16 protein-coding genes are annotated in these 15,915 nt (G+C 55.2%); 5 read left to right on the top strand and 11 right to left on the bottom strand.

The annotated features are described in order from the left end of the window. A partial coding sequence (locus NTD86_RS00240) for an SDR family oxidoreductase (protein ID WP_262200101.1) occupies positions 1–578 on the top strand: 578 nt, incomplete at its 5' end. Between the two features lie 211 nt (positions 579–789). On the opposite strand, the gene NTD86_RS00245 is transcribed toward NTD86_RS00240, so the two are convergent. Further along, the gene (locus NTD86_RS00245) at positions 790–1,233 is read right to left on the bottom strand and encodes a hypothetical protein (RefSeq protein WP_262200103.1); all 444 of its coding nucleotides are present in this window, start codon (positions 1,231–1,233) and stop codon (positions 790–792) included. Between the two features lie 241 nt (positions 1,234–1,474). On the opposite strand from NTD86_RS00245, the gene NTD86_RS00250 reads away from it, so the two are divergent. Further along, positions 1,475–1,990, top strand: a complete 516-nt coding sequence (locus NTD86_RS00250; RefSeq protein ID WP_262200105.1) for a DUF1440 domain-containing protein — start codon at positions 1,475–1,477, stop codon at positions 1,988–1,990. Positions 1,991–2,360: 370 nt separating this feature from the next. Here the strand turns inward: NTD86_RS00250 and cyoD are convergent, their stop codons facing one another. From cyoD to NTD86_RS00275, 5 genes are all read right to left on the bottom strand, one after another. Next, positions 2,361–2,696: a cytochrome o ubiquinol oxidase subunit IV gene (gene cyoD / locus NTD86_RS00255; protein ID WP_262200107.1), complete on the bottom strand. Its 336-nt coding sequence runs from the start codon at positions 2,694–2,696 to the stop codon at positions 2,361–2,363. After that, positions 2,693–3,325 (bottom strand): cytochrome c oxidase subunit 3, encoded by a 633-nt coding sequence (locus NTD86_RS00260; protein ID WP_262200109.1) that lies wholly within the window; start codon positions 3,323–3,325, stop codon positions 2,693–2,695. Before NTD86_RS00260 ends, cyoD begins: the two co-directional genes overlap by 4 nt. Then, positions 3,322–5,433 (bottom strand): cbb3-type cytochrome c oxidase subunit I, encoded by a 2,112-nt coding sequence (locus NTD86_RS00265; RefSeq protein WP_410016930.1) that lies wholly within the window; start codon positions 5,431–5,433, stop codon positions 3,322–3,324. The genes NTD86_RS00260 and NTD86_RS00265 overlap by 4 nt, the downstream gene beginning before the upstream one ends. Before the next feature lie 11 nt (positions 5,434–5,444). Next, complete coding sequence (locus tag NTD86_RS00270; RefSeq protein ID WP_262200112.1) at positions 5,445–6,389, bottom strand: COX aromatic rich motif-containing protein; 945 nt, start codon at positions 6,387–6,389, stop codon at positions 5,445–5,447. Positions 6,390–6,523: 134 nt separating this feature from the next. Then, positions 6,524–8,797: an FdhF/YdeP family oxidoreductase gene (locus tag NTD86_RS00275; RefSeq protein WP_262200113.1), complete on the bottom strand. Its 2,274-nt coding sequence runs from the start codon at positions 8,795–8,797 to the stop codon at positions 6,524–6,526. A 121-nt stretch (positions 8,798–8,918) separates the two neighbouring features. Here NTD86_RS00275 and NTD86_RS00280 point away from each other — a divergent pair, with 121 nt between their 5' ends. Further along, the gene (locus NTD86_RS00280) at positions 8,919–9,551 is read left to right on the top strand and encodes a tetratricopeptide repeat protein (RefSeq protein ID WP_262200115.1); all 633 of its coding nucleotides are present in this window, start codon (positions 8,919–8,921) and stop codon (positions 9,549–9,551) included. A gap of 57 nt (positions 9,552–9,608) precedes the next feature. Here NTD86_RS00280 and NTD86_RS00285 read toward each other — a convergent pair whose 3' ends face one another. Continuing rightward, complete coding sequence (locus NTD86_RS00285; protein ID WP_262200117.1) at positions 9,609–10,415, bottom strand: lipopolysaccharide biosynthesis protein; 807 nt, start codon at positions 10,413–10,415, stop codon at positions 9,609–9,611. A gap of 292 nt (positions 10,416–10,707) precedes the next feature. Then, entirely contained in the window at positions 10,708–11,619 is a 912-nt protein-coding gene (locus tag NTD86_RS00290) for a DMT family transporter (protein ID WP_262200119.1), read from the bottom strand. A 98-nt stretch (positions 11,620–11,717) separates the two neighbouring features. Between NTD86_RS00290 and NTD86_RS00295 the strand changes: the two genes are divergently transcribed. Continuing rightward, positions 11,718–13,049, top strand: coding sequence for a PLP-dependent aminotransferase family protein (locus tag NTD86_RS00295; RefSeq protein WP_262200121.1), 1,332 nt, complete (start codon positions 11,718–11,720; stop codon positions 13,047–13,049). A gap of 145 nt (positions 13,050–13,194) precedes the next feature. Next, positions 13,195–13,983 carry an HNH endonuclease gene (locus NTD86_RS00300; RefSeq protein WP_262200123.1) on the top strand — a complete coding sequence of 263 codons (789 nt, stop codon included), beginning with the start codon at positions 13,195–13,197 and terminating at the stop codon, positions 13,981–13,983. On the opposite strand, the gene NTD86_RS00305 is transcribed toward NTD86_RS00300, so the two are convergent. From NTD86_RS00305 to NTD86_RS00315, 3 genes are all read right to left on the bottom strand, one after another. After that, a complete protein-coding gene (locus NTD86_RS00305) occupies positions 13,955–14,446 on the bottom strand; it encodes a hypothetical protein (RefSeq protein ID WP_262200125.1) in 492 nt (163 codons plus the stop codon). The two genes, NTD86_RS00300 and NTD86_RS00305, sit on opposite strands and share 29 nt — an antisense overlap. 159 nt (positions 14,447–14,605) lie before the next feature. Beyond that, complete coding sequence (locus NTD86_RS00310) at positions 14,606–14,944, bottom strand: DUF6388 family protein (protein ID WP_410016929.1); 339 nt, start codon at positions 14,942–14,944, stop codon at positions 14,606–14,608. Between the two features lie 41 nt (positions 14,945–14,985). After that, entirely contained in the window at positions 14,986–15,897 is a 912-nt protein-coding gene (locus tag NTD86_RS00315; RefSeq protein ID WP_262200129.1) for an AraC family transcriptional regulator, read from the bottom strand. Positions 15,898–15,915 lie beyond the last annotated feature (18 nt).

A 15,915-nucleotide genomic window follows, 5' to 3' on the forward strand; every position in this document is an offset into this window, starting at 1 on the left:
GTGGTCAAGCCCTTGCCATAAGAGCTGATAGTTCTGATGCCCAAGCCGTACAGCAGGCAATTCGCACGGCAGTCGAGCACTTTGCAAGCTTGGATATTTTGGTCAATAACGCCGGTGTGCTGGCTTGGGGCAGCATCGAAGAACTCACGCTGGAACAGTTTGACCACACCCTGGCGATTAACGTGCGAAGTGTGTTCGTGGCCAGCCAAGAAGCTGCCAGGCATATGAACGACGGCGGGCGCATCATCAATATCGGCAGCACCAACGCCGAGCGCATTCCAGTTGCTGGCGGCGCAGTGTACGGCATGAGCAAGTCAGCGCTGGTCGGCTTAGTCAAAGGCATGGCCCGCGATTTGGGCCCGCGGGCCATCACGGTAAACAACGTGCAACCCGGCCCGGTGGATACCGATATGAACCCTACCGATGGCGAGGATGCCGAGTATCTGAAAGGCCTGATGGTTTTAGGGCGCTACGGCAAAGCAGAGGAAATTGCCAGTTTTGTCGCCTATCTGGCGGGCCCCGAAGCCAGCTTCATCACCGGAGCCAGCTTGACGATTGATGGTGGTTTAACAGCCTAGCTCTTTGCGACCCGAGGCCAGCTATTCGCTCGTTTCGGGTTGGCTCTTTTTTGGCGCTTGTGCTGAATCGCGGAAATTGGCCGTCAACTTCAAACCTGACGAAATAAACGGGAAGTTTCGGCGCCCAGCACTCCCTAAAACTACCCACCCCTAACTTTGTGCGGGGGAGCGACGTAGTCCTAGCCAAACGTTCAATGCAGCGTCGCAGAATCTACAGAATCTCAACCACCGGCGTAATGAGCTTGGCGCCGAGGGCGATTTCTTCGGCCAGTACACTTTTGAGGGTTTCTTTGCTGCCTTCTTTCATGGTTTCGGCCAGGCGCTGACGAATCGAAAGCCCGTGGGTGAGGCAGTGCGGAGTCGCTTTTAGGGTTTCGAGGCCTTTCAGGGTCAGGATTGCGCCCGCAACCTGGGTGTCGGGGAACAGTTCGCCAGTCAGATACCCGGAGCCTATGAGCCAGCGGACCGTTGCATTGAAAAATTCCGCATCGCTTTCTGGCAGGTCCAGCAGGCACAGGTCGTTGCCTTCGGAGGTGAAGGTGGGTGTCGCCAGTTTTCTGGCAACGAGGTCATAGGGGATCGGGAAATGGTCATACAACTCAGCAAAAATCTTGCCCGCCAAATCATTGAATTTATCGATATTGGTGTTTGACATGTCCTGAGGCTCCGATAAAAAAGACTGGGCGGGAAGAAACCTGAAGTATAGCCGCTTCAAGAGACGCCCTTACTCTGACTCATTTCTATTTGGGCGTCATCTCGCTCTTCTGCGGGTTTATGCCAGCCCAGCAACCTGCAAGAAAGCAAAAATCGACTAGAGTGATTCTCTGCGCGGGTTTGCGCCTATTAAAGATCACGGCTGCGATGCGAGTTACTCGATAAGGATATGGAGTTATCAAATGTCAAAACTGTTGGCGGTAAGACCCAAGATAGAACGAAACATTGAACTGGCTATTTGGGCGGGGATTGTGGCCGGGGTTATCTCTGCACTGGTGAAGTCCGGGTTTGAAACCATGATTCCGCCGCGAACGCTCAGTACCACGCCGCCGCCTGTGGTACTGCTGGAAAAGCTCGGTTTTAACGTCGACGTCATGACGTATGAGTGGATGGGCTACAGCATCAACTGGGGCGGTAATGGTGTTCACATCGCGTTTTCTATCGTGATGGCAATTATTTTCTGTGTGGCGGTGGAATACTTGCCGCGCGCGAGGATGCTGCACGGTGTTGTTTTCGGCGTTGGCGTCTCGGTGCTTGCTCATGGCCTGGTGGTGCCGCTGTTGGGGCTTTCAGGTTGGTTGTGGCTGGCGGGCCCTCAAGCCTTGATTTCGGAGTTTGTGGGCACGGCCTTCTGGATTTGGACTATTGAGGCGGTGAGGCGTGACCGTCGTTTTAGCATCCCGCGAGATCAACTTTAAGTGTTTGCGGCTGACGATGACTGCCTCGCGTCAGCCGGTTATAAAAGGCAGAAATAGACCGAAAGGGGAGCAGTATGAAAAACCGGGTTCAAAAAAAACATGTGTTCTTGATCATTTTTATTGCCTTTGCGGTGTTCAGCTTCTTGATGACTAACTGGGATCAATCTCTTTGAGTATCTGAGGCTTTAGGCGCTGTACAAATTGTCTCTACGCTCGGATTTGCGGCGTTGAAAATAGGCTCGCCGGACCTTCGCTCGAAAAAGACCCTAACGTAAATGCATTACTGATTGGTCTCCGCGTTTTTATCCCCATTCAGCCACGCATAAAAAAGGGTGACCTATAAGGTCACCCTTTTTTATAGCCAGCGCGTTTACATCATGCGTGCGTGCAGGTCCCACAAGATCCAAAGGGTTCCGGCAACGATCAGCAGCAGAATCAATGAGGTAAACAGAATGAGCATCAGGTCATCCCGGTGTGATTTACCCAGGTCGATGTGCAGGAAAAAACGCAGATGTACCACGACTTGTACCAAGGCCAGGAAGCCCAGCACCGCAAGGGCCTGAGTGCCGGTCACGGCCTTGAGCCAAACCAGGCCGAAGGCGATCAGGGTCAGCACCAGGGCCAGGACAAGCCCGATGCAATAACTGCGGTACTCGGTCCTCGATTCAGCCGGCACGTTACTGTTCGATGAGGTTTCAGGGTTCATGTGGCGACTCCGAACAGGTAGACGAAGGTGAAGATGCCGACCCAGACGATGTCGAGCATGTGCCAGAACAACGCCAGGCGCAGAAGGCGCAGTTTGACCGGGGTGTTGACGCCGAGCGTCATGACTTGCACGGCCAGAACGATCATCCAGACAATGCCAGCCGATACGTGGACCGCGTGGGTGCCGGTCAGCAAGTAGTAGGCGGACAGAAAGCCACTGGTTTGCGGCCACGCATTGCTGTTTTCGATCATCACGTAATAGTCGTGGAGTTCGAAGGCTACGAATGCCGCTCCCAACAAGGCCGTCACGCCCAGCCAGGCCAGAAGCCGTGCGCGGCTGGTGCTGTATTTCATTGCCAGGATGGCGAAGCCGAAGGTAAAACTGGACAGCAGCAGCAAGAGCGTTTCAATGAACGCAGAACCGAGGTCAAAGACTTCGGCGGGTGTTGGACCATGGGCGATGCCTTGCGTGCTCATGGCGGCATAGGTGGCGAAGAGCGCGGCAAACAGCACCAGGTCACTCATCAGGAAAATCCAGAACCCGAAGATCACTTCAGAGGCTTTGGCGTGGCTCTTGCGATCAGTCACATCCAGGTTTACGCCCGGATGCAAAGAGTGCGGCGCATTCATAGGGCGGACTCCAGGATGTCATCAGGTAGTTTCTGACCCGGCTGCCCGATTCTGTCCGGCGCGGCCTTACCCCGATTCTGCGGGCTCATCTCCAGGTCGCGGGTTACCCCAGGGGTGGCATGTACGGCGGCCAAAAAGGCTTCGTGCTCAGCTTCGACGCGACTGGCCGGAATGATCTCGGTTGTCTGTGAGACAAAAGAGCGGGCGATGACCACGGCCCAGGCGGCGATGAATGAGAACACCACCAACCACCAGATATGCCACACCAATCCAAATGCCAGGGTGAAGCTGAAGATGCCAATCAGCGGCGCCGCCATGGAGTTGCGCGGTACTTCGATGTCGCTGTATGCCGCAGGCGACTGGTAGGCCTGACCGGATTTCTTGGCTTCGGTAAAGGCATCACGGCTGTCGACGTGAGGCACTACGGCGAAGTTCCAGGCGGGTGGAGGCGAGGGGATCGACCACTCCAGCGAACGGCCGTCCCACGGATCACCCAGCAGCACAGTGAGCTGGCGGCGCTGGCGGATAGACACGCCGATCTGGATGAGCAAAAAGACGGTGCCAACCAGCAGTAACACGGCGCCCAGCATGGCCAGGGCAAACCAGGGGTAAAACGACGGATCTGACCACATCACCGTACGCCGTGGCGCGCCGTTCATACCCAGCCAGTAGAGCGGGAAGAACGCCAGCAAAAAGCCGGGTGCCAGTGACCAGAATGCTGCTTTACCCCAGCCTTCGTGCAAGCGGAATCCAAAGGCTTTGGGAAACCAGTACTGAACCGCGGCGAACATGCCAAACAACACGCCTGGAATGATCATGTTGTGGAAGTGTGCGATCAGGAACAGCGAGTTGTGAACCTGGAAATCCACGGTGGGGTTGGCCAGCAGGATGCCCGTCATTCCGCCGAGTACAAAGGTCAGCAGGAAGTTGATGTGGAACAGCATCGGCGTGGTGATGCGGATTCGTCCGCGGTACATGGTCAGAATCCAGTCGTACACCTTAACCCCGGTCGGGATGCCAATGATCATCGTGGCAATCCCGAAGATGGCGTTGACGTTGGCGCTTTGCCCCATGGTGAAAAAGTGGTGCAGCCACACGCCGAATGACAGCACTGCGATGCACATCGTGGCGTATACGAGTGAGGTGTAGCCGTAGATGCGTTTGCCGACAAACGTCGAAACCACCTCGGACCAAACCCCCAGCGCTGGCAACAACAGGATGTAAACCTCCGGATGCCCGAACAACCAGAAGAGGTTGGCAAAGTTCATCATGTTTCCGCCATCACCGTTGGTGAAGAAGTGGAAACCGACGTAGCGATCCAGAGCCAGCATGATGGTGGCGACGGTCAGCGGCGCCATGGCAAAGATCATCAAGATTGAGGTGCACAGCGTGGTCCAGCAAAACAGCGGCATGCGAAACATCGACATGCCAGGGCAGCGCTGCTTATAAAGGGTCACGGCAAAGTTGAGGCCGGTAAGGGTAGAGCCGATTGAGGCCAGTGTGACGGACCAGATCCAGTAGTCGACGCCTTCACCGGGGCTGAACTCAATGCCGGTATAGGGCGGATAACCGCTCCAGCCGCCGGTCGAGAATTCTCCGACCACCAACGACACCATGATCAGGCCAGCGCCTGCGGCCGTCAGCATCAACGAAATCGCATTGAGCAAGGGGAAGCTGACATCCCGAGCGCCGATCTGCAGCGGCATCACGTAGTTCATGAGCCCGGTAATAAAAGGCATCGCCACGAAAAAAATCATGATCGTGCCGTGGGTTGTGAACAACTGACCAAAGTGGTCGGCTGAGAGATAGCCCGCGCCGTCGTAGGCCGCCAGTTGTTGCGAGCGCATCACGCCTGCTTCGATCAGGGCGCGCAAGAACATCACTAGCGCGATAACGATGTACATGATGCCGATTCGTTTGTGATCGACACTGGTTAGCCAATCCCGCCAAAGCGGTTTCCACCAATGCATGGCGGTGAGTAACACCACCACTGCGATTGCGCCGAGGATCACAATACTGCCCGCCCCGGATGCAACGAATTCGCTGGTTGAGGGGTGTTTGATGGCGCCGGCAAAGACCAGTGAGTCCCAGCTAAGTTGACCGAAAATAGTTTCCCAACTCACTGTGCTGCCCCTTTTGTGCTGGTGTGTGGAGGGTGCTGCTCATGCCCTTGTGATACCTGGGCGGCAGGTGCTTTGCCGTGGCCATGACCTGCGGTAAAACTGGCGAGAACACGTTCGAACAAGCCCGCCTCGACGTTGCCGTAATAGCGAGGCACATGCTCGACGCTGGGTTTAAGCAGTTGCTGGTAGGTTGCCGAGTCCAGTGTTTGCGGGTTTTGCCGAGTGTCCTGGACCCACGTATCGAACTGTGCAGCGGGCATCACCACGGTACGGAAAGACTGAGTGGCAAAACCATCACCGTTGTACTGGGTGTTACGACCCAGATACTCCCCCGGGCGATCAGCCATCAGGTTCAGTTGTGTGGTCATGCCCGCCATGGTGTAAATCTGTCCGGCCAGTTGCGGGATCATGAAGGACTGCATGACCGTGCCGCTGGTGAGCTTTAAACGTACGGGGCGGTCTTGTTCCAAGGCCAGATAATCGAGGGTGGCGATGCCTTGCTGCGGGTAGATGAACAGGAACTTCCAGTCCAGCGAAACCACTTCAATCTCCAGGGGATCGCTGCCCAGAGGGCGGTAAGGGTCATATTTGTGCGTGTGCGCCCACAATGCCGAGCTGAGGATAATGATCAGAATGATCGGTATGCCCCACAGCACAGCTTCGTTGCCCCAGTTGAAGTCCCAGTCGGGCCGATACGCGCCTCGGCCGCCACGTCGATAACGCCATAGCACCCAAGGGACGAGAATAAAGATGGGCACGACCACGATGAGCATCAGCGAGATGATCGTCTTGAAGTGTTCCAATTGCGCCACAGCGATGGGGCCGGCTGCGTCGATGAAGCCCGCGTTGGTTAACGCCGGGTCTGCCGGTGAAGCGGCTTGCGCCAGTGTGGGGAGCAAAAGCCCCACGCCAATCACAGCGCAGATGTTGATTCCTTTCACACAGTAATCTCCTTGAGTGTTACAACCGGATCAGCGCTTTTTTGAGATGGCTTTAGTCAAGGCATGCGTTCACATGACCTCCAGTTCGGGGCCGCCAGGAGAATGCCTGGGGTTTATTGATGGGTGCATGGGGTTCAGTTCAAGCTTGAGCGTTTGACCCGCACCGGTACTGATTTGTAAGCCGGAATTCCGCTTTGCGGGTCAATGTTGTCCAAGGCAATCAAACAATTGGCTTCGGGGTAGTAGGCAGCCACAGAACCGGGCGCAATGCTGTGCTCAATGGCCGTCAGCTTCTCGTAACGCATCTGGCGGCCCGAGGTGACCGTCTCGATATCCACCAGATCGCCGTGGGCCAAGCCGCGAGCCTGCAAGTCTTGCGCGCTGATGAACAGCACATCGCGGCGGCCGAAGACACCTCGGTAACGGTCATCCATGGAGTAAATAGTGGTGTTGTACTGATCATGACTGCGTAAGGTCATGAGCCGCAGCACATCCTCGCCTTGAACCACCCAGTCTTCGTCCACACCTGGGTAAACATAAAACTCGGCTTTTCCGGAGGGGGTGTTCCAAATACGTTCGGTGGCAGGCAAGGGCAATCTGAAACCACCGGGCACACGGATTCGCTGGTTGTAGTTTTCAAACCCGGGGATGGTTTTTTCGATCAGGTCACGGATCAGATCGTAATTGGCCACAAGCTCCGGCCATGCGATCGATAAATGAGGCAGTGTGGCGCTTGCCATACCGGCCACAATCGCCGGTTCTGAACGCAGGTGCTCGGAGGCGGGCGGTAAGCGACCGGCAGAGGCGTGGACCATGGACATCGAGTCTTCGACGGTAATCGCTTGCGCGATACCCTTTTGCAGGTCCAGTTCTGTACGCCCCAGGCAGGGGAAAATGTAGGTCTCTTTCGCCACCAGCAAATGTGAGCGATTCAACTTGGTCCCGATGTGCACACTCAGGTCCAGCTGTTTCATGGCTGGGAAGCATTGCTCGGGGTCGGGCAACGCCACAGCAAAGTTCCCGCCCAGGCAGATCAGCGCCTTTGAGGTTCCGGCAACCATGGCTTGCATGGTTTGTACAGCGTTGTGGCCCGGGGCTGCAGGGGGCTTAAAGCCCAAGGTCTGTTCAATTTTTTGCAGAAAGCTCGCCGAGGGTTTCTCAGTAATGCCCACCGTGCGGTTGCCCTGCACATTGGAGTGCCCGCGTAATGGGCAGATGCCGGCACCCGGTTTGCCCAGATTGCCGCGCAGCATCAGCAGATTGCACAGCGAGCGCACGTTTTCAGTGCCCGCATTGTGTTGGGTAATGCCCATACCGTACGTAATGATGGTGGCATTGGATTTTGCATAGGCTGCCGCAACCTGTTCCAGCGCATCGCGGGTTAGCCCGCTGTGGCGCTCGATCAAGGACCACTCGGTCGTGATCAAGTCCGCTTTCAATGCTTCGAAGCCTTGGGTGTGAGTCGCGATAAACGCGTGATCCAGGACTTCACCGACACGCTCTTCAAGTTCGAGTACGGCTTTCATCACACCTTTCACCGCTGCCACGTCACCGCCTGCTTTGACATTCAAATAGGTGGAGGCAATGGGTGTAGAGCCATAGGTCGCCATTTCAACCATGTTCTGCGGGTCGGCAAAGGTCTCCAGGGCGCGCTCTCGAATGGGATTAAACACTACGATCGGCACTTTGCGGCGTGACACCTCATGCAGAGTACCCATCATTCGCGGGTGGTTCGTGCCCGGGTTATGGCCGATAGAGATGACCAGCTCGCACAAATCAAAATCATCAAGAGACACCGTACCCTTACCAATGCCGATGGACTGGGGCAGCCCCACGCTGGTGGGCTCATGGCACAGGTTTGAGCAATCGGGGAAATTGTTCGAGCCCAAACCGCGGGCAAATAACTGGAACAGATAAGCCGCTTCGTTAGAGGCTCGCCCCGATGTATAGAACTCAACTTGAGTAGGGTCGAGGCTGCGCAGGACCTCGCCAATACGTTTAAACGCAGCGTCCCAGGCCACGGGCTTAAACGTGTCAGAGGCGCGGTCATACACCAGTGGGCAGGTAAGGCGCCCGTAATTTTCCAACTCGTGATCGCTGCGATTGAGGAGGGCGCTCACCGTGTGTTCGGCAAAAAACTCCGGTGTCACGCGTTTGCTGGTCGCCTCCCAGGTCACGGCCTTGGCGCCGTTTTCACAAAACTCGAAGGTTGAACTGTGCTTTTTGTCAGGCCAGGCGCAACCAGGGCAATCGAACCCATCGGGTTGGTTGGTTCTCAGGAGCGTGGTAACGGCCTGCACATTCTCCATTTGTTCTCGAATGGCATTCGCAGTGGCCTTCAACGCGCCCCATCCTCCGGCAGGCGCTGTGTAATCACGAATACCCTCGACCTTTCCTTGCTTGGACATGTTCACTCCTTGAACACCAGAAAACACGCTCTACGACAGCGTTGAGCCTGATTCCGGGCGCAACCCAACAAACTGACTCACGGTTATAAGTCTGTTTTTTATAAGGTTATTAGCGGTTCGAATGACCATAGGTAAGCGATCTACATCTGTCAAGAATGCCGCCGCTGCCCTTTATAAAGCCTGCGCAGATGAGTTACTGGGCGTGTTTATGTTATTAAGTTCAGCCCATCTGAAGGAGCAGACTTGTATGGAAGATACCCTTGCCATCATTTCAGCGATGACGCAGTCCGCTGACTTTCACGGCGCTTATGAACACGCCGTTCCGCTTGCGCAGCAACATCCCAATGAAGTGGCCGTTCAAATGGCAGCGGCTTATGCGTGCGACCGTGTAGGTAATGAAGAACAAGCCTTGGTTTACTATCGCAAGGGCTGGGCGCTCGGTGTGCCTGAAGAACACCGATTTCAGTTTTTGATCGGTTTTAGCAGCACCCTCAGGAATGTCGGGTGCGCGCATGAGTCGCTCGAGTGGTTGCAGCTCGCCAGGGGTGAACAACCAAACAATCCGGCGCTTGCTGCGTTCACTGCGCTCGCTTTACACACCCTCGGTGAGACCGAATTGGCGCTCGCTACTATGCTGGAAGCTGCTTTAAAAACGGGGGATGGCAACGGCCTGGCACCCTATACCCGAGCGCTGACAGAGTACCGGGATGAGCTGGTAATGGCTGCCGGAAACCCCAGCACAACCATAGTTTAGAGGCTGATGAGCCCAGCATTTGCAGCCGTGCCAACAGCACGATAATGCGATAAGCCATCAGATTGTTAGCACTTTGCGGGGGACCAACTGCCTGACTTCTTCAATTGACTTATAAGGGATCAAGCTGCTGGGAAGTTTAGAGGTACTGGACAAGTTGTAAACGCTAAAGTCAGTGTCTATTACCTTTTCTGCCATCAGTTCAAAGGAGGGCAGAATGCGAGATTCCATATGCTCATCCAACACGCAGGGTGACTTGTGTGATTGAGCCGTCTCATAAAAACGCCCTGTATCGGGGCATAAATCCACCCCGACCATAAATACTTTGTTGAAGCCCGCGTGATAGGCAACTTGCAAAGCAAGATAGGCCACTGTTCTGGCATCGAAATAACCTTCGCTCAAATCTTTACTGAAGCCGATGCTGCTGTTTCTGCCCGTATGGAATTTTGAGCGGCGGATTAAATTACCAGGCTCGGTTGAGAACAAATCCCGCCAGGTGGATTTAGCGGCTTTTTTCAAGGCGTAGAATTCGCCTGATGGCATGGGAATGTCATGCAGTACGTAATCTTCTCGTAGCACTACACGCTGGCTAAGTGCCAGCCCTGCATGGAATAAACTGGATTGCTGTGTGAAAAAGCCAGAGTCAGTACAGACATAGAAAAAAGGGCTGATTGAAGTATTCAGGAACATCGAAATCGCACCGTTTACCACAATCATCGGCACGTGTTTGAACTCATTCAGAGGGAAGTCTTTGGCTGATGCGCCTGAGGCAATGATAAAGACAGCACCCTCAGCAATATCCTTGCAACCCGACAGTGCAAGCGGTGCCGTGGAAGAAGTGGAAAAATAGGTGTTGGCAACGCCCATGGCTTTGAACCCTCTGGAGCAGTAGCTGTAGAACATTTATTCCCATATATGCAAAGCATATGTAGTCCCTTTTCAGTATAGGTGCGATATATCGCGTTGTTTCATGAAAAATCTGTCATTTTGGAATTATTGAAGCGGTTTTTGCGCGGATTTTCACTTGTTTTTCACAACTGTAAAGAAGTGTTGATTGTCTTAACAGAAGCTTAAAAAACTTACTGGAAGTTGGTGTTCGTACTTGAGGGCTTATAGCAGGCTCTCTGAGTTGGAACCTGCTATTGGTGGTGTTATTGAACTACTGGGCCTTATTGCCTGTGGCAAATTTCTTGGCTGCAATAACACACATAATCACCGCCCCGGTGACGCCAAACATGCCGAGGGTTACCGCTTCATGCAGGAAGATAGCGGCCAGGGCCAGTCCAAAGAACGGTTGTAACAGTTGCAACTGCCCGACGGCAGCAATCCCGCCTTGGGCCAGCCCGCGGTACCAGAAGAAAAAGCCAATCAACATGCTGAACAGCGAGATGTAACCTAGGCTGAACCACGCTGGCGGGCTGATGCCAGTGAAAGAGACGGGGGCCATGATGCAGGCCAGTGTTGCCATGATTGGCAACGAGAGCACCAGCGCCCATGAAATAACCTGCCAGCCGCCCAGGGTTCTGGACAGTTTTGCGCCTTCGGCGTAGCCCAGGCCGCAGACCAGGACTGCCAAAAGCATCAGTATGTCGCCCTGTGCAGAGGCGTTCAGCCCTTGCGAGATGGCAAACCCAATCACCAGTGCACTGCCCAGAACCGAGAACAACCAGAACGCCGGGCGCGGCCGTTCACCCCCGCGCAGCACGGCAAATGCGGCGGTCGAGAGCGGCAGCAGGCCGAGGAAAACAATAGAGTGCGCCGAGGTGACATGCTGCAAGGCCAACGCAGTCAGCAACGGAAACCCGAGTACTACGCCACTGGCCACGATTACCAACGAAAAAAGCTGGCTTCTATCTGGACGTCTGGCCTTGAGTGCCAACAGGATGCACAGCGCCAGCACTCCGGCAATGGAGGCTCGGGCAAAGGTTAGAAAAACCGGATTAAACTCTTGCACGGCCACGCGGGTCGCGGGTAACGAGGCGCTGAAAATGACCACGCCGATAAAACCGTTGATCCAGCCGGAAAGATTTTTCTCGGTTGCTGGAGTGTGCAAATTAGAGGTGCGTTCCATCGGGTCTCACGCTCAAGGCTAAGGGCAGGATTGCTTTAATCGCATGCTATGGCTGAAGATTGATGACAATCAAAATATTGTCATGGATACATATTCCGATGCCCCGTTCCCGATACAAGTCGCTGGTTGACTCGTTTGCCGCTGATATTCGCTCCGGCCGATTGTCTCCGGGCACACGGCTGCCTACGCACCGGCAGTTGGCTGCGACACAAGGGTTGGCGCTGGTCACGGCGAGTCGGGTGTATGCAGAACTCGAGGCCATGGGGCTGGTCAGCGGAGAGACCGGGCGCGGGACGTTCGTCAGGGAGACTTCGCTGCCGCCAGGTCACGGCATTGATCAGCCGCAAGTGACGGCGGGCATGCTGGACCTTAACTACAACTATCCGTCTGTTCCCGGGCAAGCTGAGCTGCTGCGCACCGCACTGCGTCAACTTGCGCTGTCGGGTGATTTGGAATCGTTGTTGCGGTATCAGCCACATGGCGGGCGTTTGCACGAACGCGCGTCGGTGGCGCGGCACTTACTGACGCGGGGCCTGAGTGTCGCGGCCGAACAAGTGTTGATCGTCAATGGTGCACAACATGGGTTGACGGTCGCACTGATGGCCTTGTTAAAACCCGGCGATGTGGTGGCCGTCGATGCGTTGAGTTACCCGGGGTTTAAAGCGCTCGCGCAAACATTGCACCTTGAAGTGTTGTCGGTGCCAGTAAGTGATTTCGGCCCTGATCTGGATGCTCTCGAAAAACTCTGTCGACAGCGCTCGGTGCGTGCTGTTTACAGCATGCCGACACTGCATAACCCGTTGGGTTGGGTGATGAGCCTCGAGCAGCGACAGCAATTAGTGGCCATTGCACGCAAGCATGACCTACAGATCATTGAAGATGCTGCCTACGCCTTTCTGGTAGAAAGCCCACCGTCTCCGATAGCTGAGCTAGCGCCAGAACGCACGCTTTACGTCTCAGGTTTTTCCAAAAGCGTTGCTGCGGGCCTGCGGGTCGGATTCATCACTGCGCCGCTGCCCCTGATCACAACCTTGGAGCGAGTAATCCGGGTGACCGCCTGGAACACCCCCGGAGTCATGACATCCCTCACCAGTGCCTGGCTGGACGACGGTACCGTCAGCCGCCTGGAAATCCAAAAGCGCAAAGACGCCCATGCCCGACAGGCTATTGCCGACGAACTATTGGCAGGGTTGCGGACAATACGCCATCCCTATTCCTACTTCGTTTGGTTGCCTTTGTCAGAAGAAGCACGGGCCGAACAAGTGGTGACGGCCCTGATGCGCGAGCACGTCTCGGTCTCGTCAGCGCAGCCTTTCGCAACATCGATCCATGTGCCGCGTGCGATTCGGCTGGCGTTAGCCTCGGTAGACATGGCATCCCTGCGCGAGGGGCTGGCAAAAGTGAAGTGGGTGGTTGAGGCGTATTCGTAAGATAGGGGGTGGATTTTTCGGCTTGGCTTCTGGAGTGTCCGACAGCTTTATGAAGACGTACTGTCATTGACAATGTTTTTTTTCCTACTTGATGAGGTACATTTCCCTGCATTTCGTGCATAGGTGCAGATCATAGGGAAAGGCCATGTCAGACGGTTGGAGTAAGGAAGAACTTGAAGCATCTGTGCAGGCATATCGCGAAATGTTGAGCATGCAACAGTCAGGAAAGAAGTTTGTTAAGAAATCAATCTATCGCGAATTATCTGAACGCTTTGGCCGCAAATCAGGAGCCTTTGAACGCAGAATGCAAAATATTTCTGCGATCTATGAGGAGAGCGGGCTCGAATGGGTTGTAGGGCTAAAACCGCAAAAGAACATAGGTTCGGCCATCAAACCCCAGCTCATTGAGATGCTTAATCTTGATCGACAGCCTGCGGAAGATGCGATTGTTCGTGAGCTTGTTATCGCTGAGATCGAAGCTGACCAACACTGTGCATTTAATCCCTCCGACGTGGAAGATGCTCGTAAACGAATGGTCGCAAACATTGTGCTACGACGCGGACAGTCAGGTTTTCGCAAGAAATTGTTGGATGCCTACGGCACACAATGCGCCATTACTGGTTGTAACCAGCCTGAAGTCTTAGAGGCGGCGCATATCCATCCCTACAAAGGGCAGCACACACATGTGGTTTCAAACGGCTTATTGCTCCGTGCCGATCTTCATACATTGTTCGATTTGTATTTGATTGCCATCGAACCTGAAACGTTGCGTGTTCGATTATCTGCGGCACTCAGCAAGTCAGAGTACGCCCAATACGAAGGACAACCACTGAAGACGCCGACTTTGGCTAGCGCCAAGCCCTGCCTTGAAACCCTCCAGTGGCACGCCGATCAGTGCCCGTGGCTCAAATCCCCGAGCGGGTCATCGGGCTGAGTATCTGGCTCCCCAGGTTCAATGCCTGGGTTACTAGCGTTCTCAATGCCTGCGCATTTTCGCCTTGGACGATCTGCGAGAGTTTTTCTCCGAGAGTAGTGGCGTCCTCGTGGCCTTCGGCAAAGGCTCGCAGGATCAGTAGCCCGTTGCTGGTAAGGACGACTTCAAAAAATGAAACGCCCGACATGCCGTCGAAGTGGATGTAGCCTACGTCTGCCAGCCATTTGACCGTGGCCAGGAACAGGTTTTCTTCCTGGCTAAGTAGCTGGCGGTTGCTGTCGTCGAGTGTGTTGTAGTTGATGAAGTGTTCGGCGGTCAGAGTGATGGGCAGCGGGAAGTTACGGTACAGGCGGCCCAGGATCAAACCGGTGTAGCTGTCGAACAGTTCAATATTGTTGGACGGCAGATCGTTAACGCTGTGCGTGCTTTTGTCTTTGGCAGAACCAGCGAATCCTTTGAACATGCGAACCTCTGTCAGGGGCGGCGGTGTGCCGCATTCGAACATTTCTCCCTAATGGGTATAGCACAGGGCCTGCAGATGGGCAGGGCTGTAGCCACTGACGAGGTTCGACGCCAATCACTGCTCGGACCTCGACAGCGACTGTGCCACAGCGCAGGTTCTTTAAGGCGCTTCAACCTCTAGCCCATACAGGTCGCAATATTCCGGCCAATCCAGGCCTGCCATCTGTGCAACCTCTCGGTGCACTTCCAGGCGCTGCGCCTTGAAGTCTTCTGGCGTTTCAGCAGTCAGTTGCAAGGTCAACTCCCAGGCAAAGAAGCCCAATCGCTCAGCTTCGGCTTCAAAGGCTTCATTCAAGCGCTTTTGTCGATACTCCTGCATGGATTGACCCACTGCACGGGCTGCCAATGGGTTGAGCTTTTCAAGTTCTACCCCAAGCTCCGGGTGCTCGCGCAGAAATCGATCCAGGGCTTTTTGATGCTGAGGTCCAGGTTCTGTCACACACATCTCCACGTTTAATAAGGGTGTAAGTGCTGAAGTGATTAGCGGCGCTCATGTTGCTTGCGATACGCGCCCGGTTGCACGCCAATGGCCTTGGTGAACGCTCGGGTAAAAGCGGCAATCGACTGATAACCCACGGCCCCGCAGACTTGCTCGACAGTGTGCCCGGTTTGCAGCAACTGGCAGGCATGGCGCATGCGCAACGCCTGTAGCACATGGCCCGGCGACTGACCGGCCAGTTCACTGAAGCGTTTGAAAAACGCCGAGCGTGACAGGCCTGTGCAGGCCGCCATGCTTTCCAGCGTCCATGGTTGTTCGGGGTGTTCGATCAGTTGTTCCAGTAATCCGCAGAACGCTGGCTGACGGGCCAGTGCGACCAAGCCGCCGAGGTTCGGGTTGTCACCCACTTGCTGGCGTAAGACGTAAAGAAATAGTAGGTGGCTCAGGCGCTCAAGCAATGACGAAGAAGGCCCGGGGATGCGCTGGCATTCTTCAAGAATCAGCTGGAAAAGTGTCCTTGCTGCGTGGGACGACGGGTCGTCCGCGCGCAAAAGAATCCACGCGGGCAGGGCTTCGATAATCAGCGCTGAGAGCCCCGGCTGAAAGTGAAAGAAGCCGCATACAAGGCCGACGCCATCTTCCGCCTGGCTGTCGAGTGGCTGCATGCTCTGGCGCGGTAGTTGTGCGGCCAAACTTGGGTCCTGGGCGCTGGACAGCCGGTATTTCAAGTCTTGCAGCAGAAACAGCGCATCCCCCGCGTTGAGCTGCACGCCCGTGGTTTGCCCCTCGACATGCAGCCAGCATTGGCCCTGCACGACCATGTGGAAACTGGCACGGGCCAACCCCTCGGTGCTGCTATGCCAGCCGCCGCAATAGCGGCCGACGTGGAACAGACTGGCATCCAGCTCAAGGCTTTCTAATAACCAATCGATCAGTGGGGTGGACGAAATCATCTAATGGAAACACTCAGG

Source organism: Pseudomonas sp. 7P_10.2_Bac1 (assembly GCF_025465935.1).
Lineage (GTDB): Bacteria > Pseudomonadota > Gammaproteobacteria > Pseudomonadales > Pseudomonadaceae > Aquipseudomonas.